The organism is Streptomyces sp. NPDC050504, from assembly GCF_044458065.1.
GTDB lineage: Bacteria > Actinomycetota > Actinomycetes > Streptomycetales > Streptomycetaceae > Streptomyces.
In genome coordinates, this window is the sequence record NZ_JBITHO010000009.1 from 229,536 (window position 1) to 241,853 (window position 12,318).

The following is a 12,318-nucleotide window of genomic DNA, read 5'->3' on the forward strand; positions in this document are numbered from 1 at the left end:
CGGGTACCTGCCCACGTTGCAAAGGTTTCTCGGGCCATGCGCATTGGTGTCCTCACCTCCGGCGGCGACTGCCCCGGTCTGAATGCCGTCATCCGCTCCGTAGTCCACCGGGCCGTCGCCGACCACGGCGACGAGGTGATCGGCTTCCACGACGGCTGGAAGGGTCTCCTGGAGTGCGACTACCGCAAGCTGGACCTCGACGCCGTCGGCGGCATCCTCGCCCGCGGCGGCACGATCCTCGGCTCGTCCCGCGTCCAGCCCGCACACCTGCGTGACGGCGTCGAGCGCGCCAGGGGCCACGTCGCCGAACTGGGCCTCGACGTGATCATCCCGATCGGCGGCGAAGGCACCCTGAAGGCCGCCAACCTGCTCTCCGAGGGCGGCCTGCCGATCGTCGGCGTACCGAAGACCATCGACAACGACATCGCGTCGACCGACGTCACCTTCGGCTTCGACACCGCCGTCGGCGTCGCGACCGAGGCACTCGACCGCCTCAAGACCACCGCCGAGTCGCACCAGCGCGTGCTGATCGTCGAGGTCATGGGCCGGCACACCGGCTGGATCGCACTGCACTCCGGGATGGCGGCGGGCGCGCACGCCGTCGTCGTCCCCGAGCGGCCCTTCGACATCGACGAGCTGACCCAGCGGGTCGGCGAGCGCTTCGCGGCGGGCAAGCGCTTCGCGATCGTGGTGGTCGCCGAGGGCGCCAAGCCGCGCGAGGGCTCCATGGAGTTCGACGTCGGCGGCAAGGACGTCTACGGCCACGAGCGGTTCGCGGGCGTCGCCCGGCAGCTGGCGATCGAGCTGGAGGAGCGTCTGGGCAAGGAGGCCCGCCCGGTGATCCTCGGCCACGTCCAGCGCGGCGGCACCCCCACCGCGTACGACCGCGTCCTCGCGACCCGCTTCGGCTGGCACGCGGTGGAGGCGGCGCACCGCGGCGAATTCGGCATGATGACCGCGCTGCGCGGCACGGACATCCGCATGGTGCCGCTGGCCGAGGCCGTGGAGACCCTGAAGACCGTGCCCGAGGAGCGCTACGCCGAGGCGGAGTGCGTGCTCTGAGCCGAGACCCCGTCAGAATCGCCCCCGGTCGCCGTCGCGGCCGGGGGCGGTTCTACTCTGGGTGCGGACAACCCGTACTAAACATGGAGTGAGCGGATGGACCACAGCGGGCACGGCATGAACATGGATCTGCCGCCGTTCACGCTGGGGCGGGGGCTCGAATTCTCGGCGGACCCGTTCTTCCTCGTCGGCTGTCTGCTCGGGCTCGGCCTGTACGGGTACGCGGTGGTGCGGCTGCGCAGGCGCGGCGACAGCTGGCCGGTGAGCCGGACCGTCTTCTGGGTCGCGGGCGTGCTGAGCATCGCGCTGGTGATGTGCACCAAGCTCAACGACTACGGCATGGTCATGTTTAGCGTGCACATGGTGCAGCACATGGTCATCTCCATGCTGTCGCCGATCCTGCTGCTGCTCGGCGCGCCGATCACGCTCGCGCTGCGCGCGCTGCCGGTGTCGGCCAAGCGCGGCCGCAAGGGTCCGCGCGAGCTGCTGCTGATGCTGCTGCACAGCCGGTACATGCGGATCATCACGCACCCGGTCTTCACGATCCCGCTGTTCATCGCGAGCCTGTACGCGCTCTACTTCACGCCGCTCTTCGACTTCCTGATGGAGTCCACGGCCGGGCACATCGCGATGATGGTGCACTTCCTCGCCGTGGGCCTGGTGTTCTTCTGGCCGATCATGGGCGTGGACCCGGGGCCGCACCGGCCCGGCTACGTGATGCGGATGCTGGAGCTCTTCGCGGGCATGCCGTTCCACGCGTTCTTCGGCATCTCGCTGATGATGGCGAGCGAGCCGATGGTCAAGGTGTACGCGGACCCGCCCGCCTCGCTCGGCATCGACGCGCTCTCCGACCAGAACGCCGCGGGCGGCATCGCCTGGGCGTTCAGCGAGATCCCGTCCGTGATCGTGCTGATCGCGCTGGTCTTCCAGTGGTACCGCTCCGAACAGCGGCAGGCCAAGCGCGCGGACCGGGCGGCCGACCGCAACGGCGACAAGGAGCTGGCGGAGTACAACGCGTACCTCGCCTCCCTCCAGTCGCGCGGGCGGTGAGGGTCGCCGACCGGACAGTGGCGCGCTCCCGCCCGTAGCGCGGGGCGGGGTCCGCAGGTCACCATGGCCTCCACGGCCGCGCGGCCGACGAGGAGGGTACGCGCATGTCCGGTTCGGCGAAGGCGATGGGCGCCATGACGGTCGGGACCCTCGTGGTGGTCACGGCCTATACGGCGGCGCTCGGCAGCAACGGCTGGCTCTGGTTCGGCTGGGTGGTGCTGGGGCTGCTGACGATCGGGACCATGGCGGCCAAGGACAGCTGACCGGCCGCTCGGGCGCGGGACCTCAGAAGCGGAAGACGGGTCCGGTCGCCGCGTCCATGTCGCAGGCGTTGGGGAACGTCCTGCTCCAGCTGACCCGGCCGGAGCGCCAGGTGCCCTCGGCGGTGACCGTCACCGGGTCGTACTCGTCGGTGCACGGGTGCGGGTCGCCGGGCAGTGCGTCCAGGTCGCCGCGCGCCCAGGTGATCGCGTCGCAGGCGGCGCGCGCCTGCGGGTGCGGGCTGAAGCGGGGCGGGCAGTCCAGCAGGGTGCCGCGGATCCAGGTGTTCTGACTGCCGGAGACGGTGAGGAGGAGACCGCGCGACGCGGTCCGCGCGTCGTGGTCCGCGGCCGTCGCCGCGGGGGCCGCCGTCAGGGCGAGCAGCACGGCGGCGGACAGGGCGGCCGCGGTGCGGGGTCGGACACGGGGGTGGTTCATCGGTACTCCGGCACGTCACGAGGCCCCCTGGGGACGGGGGCCGGAGCGTTCACCAGACCTCCGCGCGCGGGCCCCGGGCAAGCGGCCGCGCCGACGCGTCCCCCGTACGGCCCACGCCTCTCCCCCGGTCGGCGCCTTCCGCACCCGGTCCCCCAGCGACTACTCTGCGTCGTCACCTGGTTCAGGGGAGCCGCGGGAGGACGGGGCGCGATGTTCTACTACTTCATGAAGTACGTGATTCTGGGGCCGTTGCTGCGGCTGCTCTTCCGGCCCAGGATCGAGGGGATCGAGCACGTCCCCGAGGAAGGCGCCGCGATCGTCGCGGGCAATCACCTGTCGTTCTCCGACCACTTCCTGATGCCCGCCATCCTCAAGCGGCGCATCACCTTCCTCGCCAAGGCCGAGTACTTCACCGGGCCCGGCGTGAAGGGCAGACTGACCGCCGCCTTCTTCCGCAGCGCGGGGCAGATCCCGGTGGACAGATCGGGCAAGGAGGCGGGGAAGGCCGCGATCCGCGAGGGCCTCGGGGTGCTGGGCAAGGGCGAGCTGCTGGGGATCTATCCGGAGGGCACCCGCTCGCACGACGGACGGCTCTACAAGGGCAAGGTCGGGGTCGCGGTGATGGCGATCAGGGCGCAGGTCCCCGTGGTGCCGTGCGCGATGGTCGGCACGTTCGAGATCCAGCCGCCCGGCCAGGTCGTGCCGAAGATCAGACGGGTGGGCATCCGGTTCGGGGAGCCGCTGGACTTCTCGCGGTACGCGGGCATGGAGGACGAGAAGGCGGCGATCAGGGCCGTCACCGACGAGATCATGTACGCGATCCTCGGCCTGTCGGGGCAGGAGTACGTGGACCGCTACGCCGCCGACGTGAAGGCCGAACAGCAGAAGAAGCGGTTCCCGAAGATGCGACGCTGACGGCTGATCCGCGCAGGGCGAAGGGGCGGCCGGAACTGTGCCCGGCCGCCCCTGGTGCGCGGGGCTACGGCTTGGGCGTGGCGTGCGGGGCGCACGTCACGTCACGGCTGTCCAGGACGCCGTCGACCAGGTAGTTACGGACGCGGTCGTTGAGGCACGGGTTCACCAGGTTGGTGATGCCGTGCGAGCCCGCGTCGCGCTCGGTGATCAGGCGCGAGCCCTTGAGGCGCTTGTGCAGTTCGAGCGCGCCCTCGTACGGGGTGGCGGCGTCGCGCGTCGACTGGGCGATGAGCACGGGCGGCAGGCCCTTGCCCGTGCGGACGTTCGTGGGCTCCTGGCGCTTGGTGGGCCAGGTGGCGCACGGCAGGTTCATCCAGGCGTTGGCCCAGGTGAGGAACGGGTAGTCGCGGTGCAGCCGGGTGTTGTCCCGGTTCCACGTGCGCCAGTCGGTGGGCCACGGGGCGTCCGCGCACTCGACGGCCGTGTAGACGGCGTTGCCGTTCTCGTCGGAGATGTTCCCCGCGGTGTCCGCCATGTCGGGACCTGCGTTGGCGATCAGGTCGGCGGAGTCACCGGCGAGGTACTTGCTCCAGGTGGTGGCGATGCCGACCCAGGTGGAGTCGTAGTACGCGGCGCCCTGGAAGTACGTGACGAGCTCGGCCGGGCCGACCACGCCACCGACGGGCTGCTTCTTGGCCGTCGCGCGGAGCCTGTCCCACTGCGCCGCGACCTCGTCCGCGGTGGCGCCGATGTGGAAGGTCGCGTCGTTCTCGGCGACCCAGACCATCCAGTCGCGCAGGCGGCCCTCGAAGGCGACGTCCTGGTCGAGGTTGACCTCGTACCAGATCTTGTCCCTGGAGGGGTCGACCGCGCTGTCGAAGACCATCCGGCGCACGTGCGTCGGGAAGAGCGTCGCGTAGACGGCGCCGAGGTAGGTGCCGTAGGAGACGCCGACGTAGTTCAGCTTGCGCTCGCCGAGCGCGGCCCTGATGACGTCCAGGTCGCGGGCGGTGTTGGGGGTGTGCATCTGCGGCAGCATCCAGCCGCTGCGCTCCTGGCACCCCTGGGCGTACTCGGCGGCGAGCTTGCGCTGGGCGCGCTTGTCGGCCTCGCTGTCGGGAACGGGATCGAGCTTGGGGGCCTTCGCGTACTCCTGGGGGTCGACGCAGGAGATCGGCGTGGAGCGGCCGACGCCGCGCGGGTCGAAGCCCACGAAGTCGTACGCCTTGGCGGCGTCGGCCCACACCGGGTTCTTGGTGGTGAGCCGGAGCGGGAAGCGCATGCCCGAGCCGCCGGGGCCGCCGGGGTTGTAGACGAGGGCGCCCTGGCGCTCGGCCCGGGTGCCGGTGCTGACCGCGCGGTCGACGGCGAGCTTGATCTGTCTGCCGTTCGGGCGGGAGTAGTCGAGCGGGACGGTGACCCAGCCGCACTGGACGGGCTTGGGCAGTGCCCATTCGGCCGGACAGTCCTGCCAGTCGATGCCCTGCCGTGCCGCGCGCTCGGCGGCGATCCGCACGCCGTGCGTCACGGACGTGCCGTGGTGGCGGTTGTCCGCCGTGGCGGTCGGCGCGGCGATCGCGCCCGATATGAGTGTGCCTGCTATCAGAGCGCCGGCCGAAGAGAGTGCAGCTGCGCGTCTCAAAGGGACCTCCCCCTGGGGTGGTTGGGCGTGCGAGGGGGATCCTTTCGCCCTGTGGGCCGGAGTGAACAGATCGCACACGTGTTTCTTTGCCGAACCGATAGCCGGTTCCCGCCGTTCCGCTCAGCGGTGCACGGCGGCGGGCGGGCGGCCCGACCGAATCCGCCTGGTTCGAGGGTGCTCGAAGGTCACCAGCCCTCCGAGCGCAGCACCCCGTCCAGGGTCCTGCGCAGTTGGAGCGCGTCCGGGGCCAGCGCGGTGACCAGGACGGCGGGGCCCGCGAGCGGGGTGAGCGCCGCGGCGGCGCCCAGCATCCGGGCGTCGGGCTTGGCGTGCTCGAACTCCGGTTTCACGACGAGGAGTTGACCGGTGGCGCGGTGGCCTGCGAGGACCGCGCCGCCGTCCCAGCCGTCCGGCGCCCCGGGGCCGTACCGCAGCTCCTGGTCGAGCAGCGGGCGGCCTTCGCGGTGGACGGTGAGGCGGGTCGCGAGGGTGCCGGGCGGTTCGCCGTGGCGGCCGAGCACCTGCTCCTCGCGCAGCACGAGGCGGGCGGTGGCGGCGAGTTCGACGCGGGTCGTCATGCGCAGGTCGCTGCGGTGCGCCGAGATCAACTGCTCGGGGAGCCAGCGGAGTTCGGAGCCCCCTTCGACATGGAGCCGTACGTCGTAGTGGGCCCGGTCCGGCAGTCGGCCGGGCAGCGCGATGGTCGCGGCGGCCGAGTCGACCGTGAGCCGCGCCCCGTCGCGCGCGGTCACCTCGACGGCCAGCCGGTCGCCGCCGAGCGGCGCGCTCATCGCGCCGACGACGGTGACGCGGGTGCGGCCCGCGCCGACGGCCCGGGTGCGGCGCAGCGCGAGGGGCCCCTCGCTCTCCAGTACGGGGAGCCGCTCGCCGGACGCGACGACGCGCGCCGTGGCCCGGACGGCGGCGCGGGCCCGCGTACGGAAGGCATCCGCCGTACGGGACGCGTCCGCCGCGCCGGGTCCGGAAGCCGCGCCGGGTCCGGCCCCCGTACCGGCACTGGAAACAGCACTGGGACCGGGCGCCGTGACGCTCATGCGCGCCAGGCCGCGAGCTGTGCGCGCACCCAGTCGGCCACCGGGCGCACCCCGTCCTCGCCCTTCAACGACGTGAAGACGACGGGGAGTTCGCCGCGCTGCTCCTTCGCGTCGCGCGCCATGCGCGCGAGGTCGGAGCCGACGTGCGGCGCGAGGTCGGTCTTGTTGACGACGAGCAGGTCGGCGGTGGTGACGCCGGGGCCGCCCTTGCGCGGGATGTCGTCGCCGCCCGCCACGTCGATGACGAACACCTGGGCGTCGACGAGGCCCTTGGAGAACGTGGCGGTGAGGTTGTCGCCGCCGGACTCGACGAGGATCAGGTCGAGCGGGCCGACCGCGTCCTCCAGGTCCTCGACGGCTTCGAGGTTGGCGGAGATGTCGTCGCGGATCGCGGTGTGCGGGCAGGCGCCGGTCTCGACGGCCTGGATGCGCTCGGGCGGCAGGACGGCGTTGCGCAGCAGGAACTCGGCGTCCTCGCGGGTGTAGATGTCGTTGGTGACGACGGCGAGCGAGAGCCGGTCGCGCAGTTCGCGGCAGAGCGCGGCGACGGTCGCGGTCTTGCCGGAGCCGACCGGGCCGCCGAGCCCGATGCGCAGGGCGCGGCGGGTGCCGTCGGGGCGCGTGGCGTCGGCGCTGATCGCGGTGGTGTGGTCGTGGGAGTGGTCGAGGTGCACGGGGGCTCCTTGCGTGGGGGTGCGGCAGGGGTCAGGAGGCGAAGAGGCGGACGGGACGGGCGGCGTGCGCCTCGGCCGTGATGTCCAGCAGCGGGGCGGACGCGGCGGGCAGCGCGTCGATGCCCGCGCGGGCGGCGGCGACCGCTTCGGCGACCACCTCGTCCATGTCGGTCGCGAGGCGCGCGAGGACGGCGGTGGCGTCGAAGGGGTTCAGGCTCAGCAGCCGCACCGCGGCGGTCGCGGGCCCGCCGACCGTCTCGTACGCGGCGCAGTGCGCGGCGTCCTCGGGGCCCAGGCCCGCCGACCGCGCGGCGAGCCCGAGCACGACGGGCTGGTGCGCGCCGCGCGGGCGGGCCGCGGCGAGCGCGTCCAGCTCGGGCGACGGCCAGGTGGCGCGGGCGGCCCGCATCATCTGGCGGCCGAGCCTGCGGGCGGCGGCGCGCAGCGCGGGCGAGGGCGTCCGGGCGTCGGCCGCCTCGTCGAGCGCGAGCGGGTCGAGCCCGGCGGCGGCAGCGGCGGCGAGCCCGGCGGCAGTGAGGCCCGCGGTGTGCAGCCGCCCCCGGCAGAACGCGGCGAGGGTGGCGGCGTCCCGGATCCGCCCGGCCGCGACGGCGGCCTCGGCCCCGCCGGAGTGGGCGTGCCCCCCGGCGGGGAACCGTCCGTCGGCGAGGACGAGAAGGGCTGAACGTGTCATCGGTTCGGCCGCCCTCAGAACAGGAAGTAGCGCTGGGCCATGGGGAGTTCGGTGGCGGGCGACGGCTCGACCACCTCTCCGTCGACCGTGACGGTGAAGGTGTCGGGGTCGACCTCCACCCTGGTCAGCGCGTCGTTCTCGCGCATGTCGACCTTGCCGACGCGGCGGGTGTTCTTGATGGGGACGAACTCCTTGCCGAGGCCGAGGCGTTCGGGCAGTCCGTCCTCGATCGCCGCCTCGGAGGTGAAGTTCAGCGAGTTGGCGGCGGGGGCGCGGCCGATCGCGCCGAACATCGGGCGCGGCAGCACGGGCTGCGGGGTGGGGATGGAGGCGTTGGCGTCGCCCATCTGCGCGTAGGCGATCTGGCCGCCCTTGACGACCAGGGCCGGTTTCACGCCGAAGAACGCGGGGCTCCAGAGCACCAGGTCGGCGAGCTTGCCGGTCTCCACCGAGCCGATCTCGCCGTCGAGACCCTGGGCGACGGCCGGGTTGATGGTGTACTTGGCGACGTAGCGGCGCGCCCGGTGGTTGTCGGCGCGTCCGTCGCCCGGCAGTGCGCCGCGCCGTTTCTTCATGGCGTGGGCGGTCTGCCAGGTCCGCATGATCACCTCTCCGACGCGGCCCATGGCCTGGGAGTCGGAGGAGATGATCGAGATGGCGCCGAGGTCGTGCAGGACGTCCTCGGCCGCGATGGTGGACGGCCTGATGCGCGATTCGGCGAAGGCCAGGTCCTCGGGGACGGCCGGGTTGAGGTGGTGGCAGACCATCAGCATGTCGAGGTGTTCCTCGATGGTGTTGACGGTGTGCGGCCGGGTGGGGTTGGTGGAGCTGGGCAGGACGTACGGCTCCGAGACGACGGTGATGATGTCGGGGGCGTGCCCGCCGCCCGCGCCCTCGGTGTGGTACGCGTGGATGGAGCGGCCCGCGATGGCGGCGAGGGTGTCGCCGACGAACCCGGCTTCGTTCAACGTGTCGGTGTGGATGGCGAGTTGGGCGCCCGTTTGGTCGCAGACCCGCAGACAGGCGTCGATGACGGCGGGCGTGGCGCCCCAGTCCTCGTGGATCTTGAAGCCGAGCGCGCCGCCGCGCAGCTGGGCGTGCATGGCCTCGTGGGACATGGTGTTGCCCTTGCCGAGCAGCCCGATGTTGACGGGGTGGTGCTCCAGCGCGGCGAACATCCGGGCGAGGTGCCAGGAGCCGGGGGTGATGGTGGTCGCCTTGGTGCCCTCGGCGGGTCCCGTGCCGCCGCCGACGAGGGTGGTGATGCCGGTGGCGAGCGCCTGCTCGACGACGGTGGGCGAGATGAAGTGGATGTGGGTGTCTATGGCTCCGGCGGTGACGATCTTTCCGTTGCCCGCGATCACTTCGGTCTCGGGTCCGATGACCAGGTCCGGGTGGACCCCGTCCATGGTGTCCGGGTTGCCCGCCTTGCCGATGCCGGTGATGCGTCCGTCGCGGATGCCGATGTCGGCCTTGACGACGCCCCAGTGGTCGATGATCACTGCGCCGGTGATGACGGTGTCGGGTGCGCCTTCGGCGCGGGTGGTGCGCGCCTGCCCCATGGACTCGCGGATGACCTTGCCGCCGCCGAACACCGCCTCGTCACCGGCGCGTCCGGGCCCGCCCGAGCGGTCCTCCTCGATCTCGACGAGGAGGTCGGTGTCGGCGAGCCTGATGCGGTCGCCCGCGGTGGGACCGAAGAGGTCGGCGTAGACGGCCCTGTCCAGCTCAGGCATCGAGTGCTCCCCCGGTCTCGCCGCGCAGGCCGGGGACGACGCGCAGGCCCGCGAGCGGGACCAGTTCGACCTCGACGGGAATGCCGGGCTCGAAGCGCACGGCGGTACCGGCCGCGATGTTGAGCCGCAGGCCGCGCGCGGCCGCGCGGTCGAACTCCAGACCGGGGTTGACCTCGGCGAAGTGGTAGTGCGAGCCGACCTGGACGGGCCGGTCGGCGGCGTTGACGACGGTGGTGCGGGTGACGGGGCGGCCCTCGTTGAGGACGACGGGCCCTTCCCCGTACAGGATCTCTCCCGGAACGATGAACACCGGCGCTCCCCCGTCAGGCGATCGGCTCGTGGACGGTGACGAGCTTGGTGCCGTCCGGGAAGGTCGCCTCGACCTGCACGTCGTGGATCATCTCGGCGATGCCGTCCATGACGTCCTCGCGGCCCAGCAGCTTGCGCCCGCTCGCCATCAGTTCGGCGACGCTGCGGCCGTCCCGAGCGCCCTCCAGGACGTGCGCGGTGATCAGCGCGACCGCCTCGGGGTGATTGAGCCTCAGCCCGCGGTCCCGGCGCTTCTGGGCCACGTCCGCGGCGACATGGATGAGCAGGCGTTCCTGCTCATGCGGGGTCAGTTGCACGCTTCCACCTCACACTCGTCCACCCGGACATCGACCGGGCGCAGCGGGACCCTACTCGCCTTCAACACTCTGTTGACCTGCGACGAAGAGCCCGACGGCGAGGTATTGCACGTTAGGGCGGAAGTTTTTCCGGCGCGTTAACTGGCTCTTTGCGCGTCCATGGACATCAGCCCGCGCAGCCCGTTGCGCAGCACGTCGACGGAGACTTCGCCGAAGAGCGCCTGCTGGGCGGCGAAGCCCTGGGCCGTGGCGATCATGACGCGGGCGACGTCCTCGGCCGGCACGCCGGGATCCATCGATCCGGCGTCCTGGTAGACGTGCACGATCTTGACCCACGCCTCGCGGACCTTCACGAAGCCGCCCTTCAGCACGGCGGCGAGCTCTTCGTTGCGCAGCGTCTCGGTCCACACCTGGATGATCAGGCCGGGGAAGCCGTCGGGGCGCGCGCCGAGCACCTCGGACATCACGGCGGCGAGCAGCTCGTCCGGCGGCGGGGGCGGGCTCTGCCGGGCGGCCGTCTCGAAGGTGTCGCGCAGCGAGTCAAGCACCTCCGTGACGATGGCCCCGATCAGCTCTTCCTTGCCCCGGAAGTAGCGGTAGACGGCGCCCGCCGACAGATCGGCCTCGCGCAGCACGTCCTGCATGGAGGTGGCGTGGAAGCCGTTGCGGGTGAAGCAGCGGGCGGCGCCGTCGAGGATCTGCCGGCGGCGGGCGTCTAGGTGTTCCTGGGATACGCGGGCCATGGCCCTCAACGTAAAGCGAACGTTCCTTCTTGACAAGCGAGGGATACGGCGGGACGGTGGCATCAAGGAAGAACGAACGATCATTCTCTTTAGAGAGAGCCCGATTGGAGCGTCCGATGTCCGCCTCCCCGCCCCCCGGCCGCCGCACCCTCGCGGTGCTCCTCCTGGTACCGGCGCTCGCCGCCCTCGCGCTCTGGGCCTTCGCCTGGCCCGCGGCCCGCACCGCACCGCGCGACCTCCCCGTGGGCGTGGCGGGTCCCCCCGCCGCGACCGCGGCCTTCGAGCGCGGGCTCGCCCGGCACGCGGGCGCCTTCGAGGTCCACCGGTACGCGGACGGGGCCGCGGCCCGCGCCGCCGTCGAGGACCGGATCGTGTACGGCGCCGTGGTCGCGGACCCCGCCGGACCGCGCCTGCTGACCGCGTCGGCCGCGAGCCCCGTGGTCGCCCAGCTGCTGCGCGAGGCGGTGACCGCCCAGGCCCCGCCGGGCGCCGCGCCCCGGGTGGAGGACGTGGTGCCCGCCCCCGCAGGCGACCCGCGCGGCGCGGGCCTGGCGTCGAGCGTGCTGCCGCTGGCGCTGGCGGGGGTCGCCGCCGGGGCCGCGGTGACCCTGCTCGGGCTGCGCGGGCGGCGCGCGGCGCTCGCCCTGACGGGCGCGGCCTGCCTCGTGGGGCTGGTGGGCGCGGCGCTCGCGCACAGCTGGCTCGGGGTGCTGGCCGGCGACTGGTGGGCGGAGGCCGGGGCCCTCGGACTCACCGCGCTGGCGATCGGTGCGACGGTGGCGGGGCTCGGCGCGCTGCTGGGGCCCGCCGGGATCGGGGTCGGCGCGCTGCTGGTGGTGCTGCTCGGCAATCCGTTCGCGGGCGTGGCGAGCGCCCCCGAGCTGCTGCCCGAGCCCGTCGGGGCGCTCGGCCAGTGGCTGCCGCCGGGCGCCGGCGGGTCGCTGCTGCGGTCCGTGGCGTTCTTCGACGGCGCGGGCGCGGCCGGACCGCTGCGCGTGCTCGCCCTGTGGGCGGCCCTCGGGCTCACGGGGGTGCTGGTGGGCAGGGCGGCGCGCGGCGCCGACCCGGGCCCGGCACCCCGGCCCCGTACGACCTCGCCCGCAGGGGTGTGAGACGCCCCTAGCCGACCGATCCCGGTGGGCGGTGCTCGGCGGCCAGCCCGAACCGGCCCTGTTCGCCGGGAGCGGAAGGCACCGAGCCGTACGAGGAGACGGAACTGATCACTTCCTCCTCGACGGCCTCGGGGGCGTTCCGCTCGGCTTCGAGGCGCTCCAGGTCGGCGGCGGAGACCAGGGCGACCAGCGGCTTTCCGTGCCGGGTCAGCACCACGCGCTCGCCGCCGTAGACGACGCGGTTGATCAGTTCGGCGAGCTCTGCGCGGGCTTGGGTCACCGGAATCTCATGGGCCATGCCCCCATCATA

The 12,318-nt window shown here is 72.7% G+C and carries 15 protein-coding genes; 5 read left to right on the plus strand and 10 right to left on the minus strand.

Translation table 11 applies throughout. The features are described 5' to 3' along the window. The first annotated feature begins 36 nt into the window (after positions 1-36). From ACIBNE_RS31255 to ACIBNE_RS31265, 3 genes are all read left to right on the plus strand, one after another. Positions 37-1,062 (plus strand): 6-phosphofructokinase, encoded by a 1,026-nt coding sequence (locus tag ACIBNE_RS31255; protein WP_399277513.1) that lies wholly within the window; start codon positions 37-39, stop codon positions 1,060-1,062. 96 nt (positions 1,063-1,158) lie between these two features. Next, positions 1,159-2,112 (plus strand): cytochrome c oxidase assembly protein, encoded by a 954-nt coding sequence (locus tag ACIBNE_RS31260; protein ID WP_399277515.1) that lies wholly within the window; start codon positions 1,159-1,161, stop codon positions 2,110-2,112. A 104-nt stretch (positions 2,113-2,216) separates the two neighbouring features. Further along, positions 2,217-2,375 carry a hypothetical protein gene (locus tag ACIBNE_RS31265; protein ID WP_399277517.1) on the plus strand — a complete coding sequence of 53 codons (159 nt, stop codon included), beginning with the start codon at positions 2,217-2,219 and terminating at the stop codon, positions 2,373-2,375. Positions 2,376-2,397: 22 nt separating this feature from the next. On the opposite strand, the gene ACIBNE_RS31270 is transcribed toward ACIBNE_RS31265, so the two are convergent. Then, the gene (locus ACIBNE_RS31270; RefSeq protein WP_399277519.1) at positions 2,398-2,811 is read right to left on the minus strand and encodes an SSI family serine proteinase inhibitor; all 414 of its coding nucleotides are present in this window, start codon (positions 2,809-2,811) and stop codon (positions 2,398-2,400) included. Positions 2,812-3,021: 210 nt separating this feature from the next. Between ACIBNE_RS31270 and ACIBNE_RS31275 the strand changes: the two genes are divergently transcribed. Continuing rightward, on the plus strand, positions 3,022-3,726 hold the full coding sequence (locus ACIBNE_RS31275) for a lysophospholipid acyltransferase family protein (RefSeq protein WP_399277521.1): 705 nt from the start codon (positions 3,022-3,024) through the stop codon (positions 3,724-3,726). 64 nt (positions 3,727-3,790) lie between these two features. On the opposite strand, the gene ACIBNE_RS31280 is transcribed toward ACIBNE_RS31275, so the two are convergent. The 8 genes from ACIBNE_RS31280 to ACIBNE_RS31315 all read right to left on the minus strand — a co-directional run bounded on the left by ACIBNE_RS31280 (position 3,791) and on the right by ACIBNE_RS31315 (position 10,896). Beyond that, positions 3,791-5,368, minus strand: a complete 1,578-nt coding sequence (locus ACIBNE_RS31280; protein WP_399277523.1) for an alpha/beta hydrolase — start codon at positions 5,366-5,368, stop codon at positions 3,791-3,793. Positions 5,369-5,553: 185 nt separating this feature from the next. Next, positions 5,554-6,423: an urease accessory protein UreD gene (locus ACIBNE_RS31285; RefSeq protein ID WP_399277525.1), complete on the minus strand. Its 870-nt coding sequence runs from the start codon at positions 6,421-6,423 to the stop codon at positions 5,554-5,556. Beyond that, complete coding sequence (gene ureG / locus ACIBNE_RS31290; protein ID WP_399277527.1) at positions 6,420-7,097, minus strand: urease accessory protein UreG; 678 nt, start codon at positions 7,095-7,097, stop codon at positions 6,420-6,422. Before ureG ends, ACIBNE_RS31285 begins: the two co-directional genes overlap by 4 nt. 31 nt (positions 7,098-7,128) lie before the next feature. Next, on the minus strand, positions 7,129-7,791 hold the full coding sequence (locus ACIBNE_RS31295; RefSeq protein ID WP_399277528.1) for an urease accessory protein UreF: 663 nt from the start codon (positions 7,789-7,791) through the stop codon (positions 7,129-7,131). Positions 7,792-7,805: 14 nt separating this feature from the next. Further along, positions 7,806-9,527, minus strand: a complete 1,722-nt coding sequence (locus ACIBNE_RS31300) for an urease subunit alpha (protein WP_399277530.1) — start codon at positions 9,525-9,527, stop codon at positions 7,806-7,808. Beyond that, positions 9,520-9,831 (minus strand): urease subunit beta, encoded by a 312-nt coding sequence (locus ACIBNE_RS31305; protein ID WP_399277783.1) that lies wholly within the window; start codon positions 9,829-9,831, stop codon positions 9,520-9,522. Before ACIBNE_RS31305 ends, ACIBNE_RS31300 begins: the two co-directional genes overlap by 8 nt. A 19-nt stretch (positions 9,832-9,850) precedes the next feature. Next, the gene (locus tag ACIBNE_RS31310) at positions 9,851-10,153 is read right to left on the minus strand and encodes an urease subunit gamma (protein ID WP_399277532.1); all 303 of its coding nucleotides are present in this window, start codon (positions 10,151-10,153) and stop codon (positions 9,851-9,853) included. 137 nt (positions 10,154-10,290) lie between these two features. Continuing rightward, positions 10,291-10,896 carry a TetR/AcrR family transcriptional regulator gene (locus ACIBNE_RS31315; protein WP_399277534.1) on the minus strand — a complete coding sequence of 202 codons (606 nt, stop codon included), beginning with the start codon at positions 10,894-10,896 and terminating at the stop codon, positions 10,291-10,293. A 116-nt stretch (positions 10,897-11,012) separates the two neighbouring features. On the opposite strand from ACIBNE_RS31315, the gene ACIBNE_RS31320 reads away from it, so the two are divergent. Then, complete coding sequence (locus tag ACIBNE_RS31320; RefSeq protein ID WP_399277535.1) at positions 11,013-12,008, plus strand: ABC transporter permease; 996 nt, start codon at positions 11,013-11,015, stop codon at positions 12,006-12,008. A gap of 7 nt (positions 12,009-12,015) precedes the next feature. Here ACIBNE_RS31320 and ACIBNE_RS31325 read toward each other — a convergent pair whose 3' ends face one another. After that, on the minus strand, positions 12,016-12,306 hold the full coding sequence (locus ACIBNE_RS31325) for a type II toxin-antitoxin system Phd/YefM family antitoxin (protein WP_399277536.1): 291 nt from the start codon (positions 12,304-12,306) through the stop codon (positions 12,016-12,018). Between the last annotated feature and the right edge of the window lie 12 nt (positions 12,307-12,318).

Excerpts from the sequence above, each read along its gene's own strand:
- ACIBNE_RS31255 (WP_399277513.1), top strand. The coding sequence starts at position 37 with ATGCGCATTGGTGTCCTCACCTCCGGCGGCGACTGCCCCGGTCTGAAT.
- ACIBNE_RS31260 (WP_399277515.1), top strand. The coding sequence starts at position 1,159 with ATGGACCACAGCGGGCACGGCATGAACATGGATCTGCCGCCGTTCACG.
- ACIBNE_RS31265 (WP_399277517.1), top strand. The coding sequence starts at position 2,217 with ATGTCCGGTTCGGCGAAGGCGATGGGCGCCATGACGGTCGGGACCCTC.
- ACIBNE_RS31270 (WP_399277519.1), bottom strand. The coding sequence starts at position 2,811 with ATGAACCACCCCCGTGTCCGACCCCGCACCGCGGCCGCCCTGTCCGCC.
- ACIBNE_RS31275 (WP_399277521.1), top strand. The coding sequence starts at position 3,022 with ATGTTCTACTACTTCATGAAGTACGTGATTCTGGGGCCGTTGCTGCGG.
- ACIBNE_RS31285 (WP_399277525.1), bottom strand. The coding sequence starts at position 6,423 with ATGAGCGTCACGGCGCCCGGTCCCAGTGCTGTTTCCAGTGCCGGTACG.
- ACIBNE_RS31295 (WP_399277528.1), bottom strand. The coding sequence starts at position 7,791 with ATGACACGTTCAGCCCTTCTCGTCCTCGCCGACGGACGGTTCCCCGCC.
- ACIBNE_RS31300 (WP_399277530.1), bottom strand. The coding sequence starts at position 9,527 with ATGCCTGAGCTGGACAGGGCCGTCTACGCCGACCTCTTCGGTCCCACC.
- ACIBNE_RS31315 (WP_399277534.1), bottom strand. The coding sequence starts at position 10,896 with ATGGCCCGCGTATCCCAGGAACACCTAGACGCCCGCCGCCGGCAGATC.
- ACIBNE_RS31320 (WP_399277535.1), top strand. The coding sequence starts at position 11,013 with ATGTCCGCCTCCCCGCCCCCCGGCCGCCGCACCCTCGCGGTGCTCCTC.
- ACIBNE_RS31325 (WP_399277536.1), bottom strand. The coding sequence starts at position 12,306 with ATGGCCCATGAGATTCCGGTGACCCAAGCCCGCGCAGAGCTCGCCGAA.